This window comes from Cereibacter sediminicola (assembly GCF_007668225.1).
GTDB lineage: Bacteria > Pseudomonadota > Alphaproteobacteria > Rhodobacterales > Rhodobacteraceae > Cereibacter_A > Cereibacter_A azotoformans.
Window position 1 is genome coordinate 1 of the sequence record NZ_VDEK01000092.1, and the last position, 1,719, is coordinate 1,719.

Genomic DNA, 1,719 nt, shown 5'->3' on the forward strand with positions numbered 1-1,719 from the left:
CCTTCGGTGAACGCATCATGGCGCGGGACCCCGACCGCCAGACCGCCGAAATCCATATCCGCGTCGCCCTCATCAACCGCTTCAACGCCGGCACCGCCGAGATCGTCCGCGTCGCGTAACGTCAGGGGGGAAAGGGGGCGCTATGCGTCAAGCTGGTGTTCTGCAACAACGCCACCAAATGGCAGCATTGCTCCTTCGCCCGCATTTCATGTAACTACAAGAAACCTCGGCGCGCGGACGGTCAACCCGTTGAAACGACCGGGCCACCAGCCGGAATCACGCCAGACTCGGGTGGATCCTGTCGAACTTGGGGAGCCCCGGAACCGGAACACCATCTACTCCCGGCCGATGCGCTTCGCCGTTTCCGGGGCTTGCGCGGCACCACAGGGGCCACGGTCACCTCCAACTCTGCCAAGCCAACGCGATCGAGCACCGCCTGACCAAGCCCAACCACCCGTGGAGTGAGGCGGGGCAGAAAACGATCCGGGGGATCGTTTTCCCGCCCAATGGCCAGGTCGAGAGGATGAACCGCACGATCAAGGACGCAACCGTCAAGCGCTTCCACTACGATAGCCACGATTAGCTGCGCACTCACCTCGTCGACGTCCTGGCAGCCTACAACTTTGCACGCAGGCTGAAGACCCTGAACGGGCTCACACCCCACGAATACATCTGCAAGGTCTGAACCGCAGAGCCGGAACGATTCATCCTTGACCCGATCCACCAAATGCCGGGACTGAACACCTAACCGTTCTTCGCCAGATCGAGCCTGGCCATGGTGATCTCTGACATGACGGCTCTCCTCTGTGAATCTTCGCGGACCCACATTGGCACACCGGTCCCGTTGGGAGGCGGTCACATCATCAACGTCGGTCAGACGCCGGTCGAGCCGAAGCCGCCGGTGCCGCGGACGGTGGGCGAGAGGTGCGCGACCTCGATCACGTCCGGCGTCTCGATCCTCTCGATGACCAGCTGGGCGATGCGCATGCCGTGCTCGATGGAAAAGGGCTCCTGCCCGAGGTTGACGAGGACCACCCCGACCTCGTCGGTGTAATCCCGGTCCACGATGCCGGCGAGCGTGTCGATGCCGTGCCTGAGGGCGAGGCCCGAACGGGGGCCGATGCGCCCGTAGGTGCCTTCGGGGACGGTGAAGGCAAGGCCGGTCGGGATGAGCGCCCGCGCACCGGGCCGCAGGGTGATGGTGCCGGTCTCGGTGAACCGGCCGCGCGGAGCGCCGGCTTCGTCCCTGAGGCAGGCCGCGAGATCATACCCGGCCGCCTCGTCGGAGCCGCGGACCGGCAGACATGCGGTTGGGCTCAGCCTCTGGACTTGCAGTGCCACGATCGTTCCCCCTATTCAGCGCCTTCGGGAGAATGTCCCGCCCGACATCGAAAGCGCAACGGGCGAGGCTGCAGGTTTCATGCGCGTGTTGCCGTCCTGCGGACCCGCCTGCGCACCCCTTGGGGTGGCGCTTCCCGCCTCTCCGGCGCGCGCCTCCTGAGTCCGGCCTGAACAACGGCGAAGCGGTTGATCCAAGGCGATAAACCCGAGGTTTCTGTCGCCATGGCCTGCAGGATTTCATAGGATTCTGCCCGGAACCCTGCAATTTCGGTCTGCCGCATGAAGCACCGTCCCCGTCCACCCGAGCAGAACGACCTCTTCCGGCCGCGCCTGGTCGACATGATCGACATGCGTCACGAGCTGGTCACGCTGTCGGCC

General features: G+C 64.9%; 1 protein-coding gene and 2 pseudogenes. 2 read left to right on the top strand and 1 reads right to left on the bottom strand.

Annotated elements, in window-relative coordinates; genetic code table 11:
* Both FG154_RS20390 and FG154_RS20395 read left to right on the top strand, forming a co-directional pair.
* Window positions 1–119, top strand: a pseudogene (locus FG154_RS20390) (IS5/IS1182 family transposase); the annotation flags it as partial.
* A 284-nt stretch (window positions 120–403) separates the two neighbouring features.
* Window positions 404–748 (top strand): annotated as a pseudogene (locus FG154_RS20395) (integrase core domain-containing protein); the annotation flags it as partial.
* A gap of 125 nt (window positions 749–873) precedes the next feature.
* On the opposite strand, the gene dut reads toward FG154_RS20395, so the two are convergent.
* Window positions 874–1,341: a dUTP diphosphatase gene (gene dut / locus FG154_RS20400; RefSeq protein ID WP_145111943.1), complete on the bottom strand. Its 468-nt coding sequence runs from the start codon at window positions 1,339–1,341 to the stop codon at window positions 874–876.
* Window positions 1,342–1,719 lie beyond the last annotated feature (378 nt).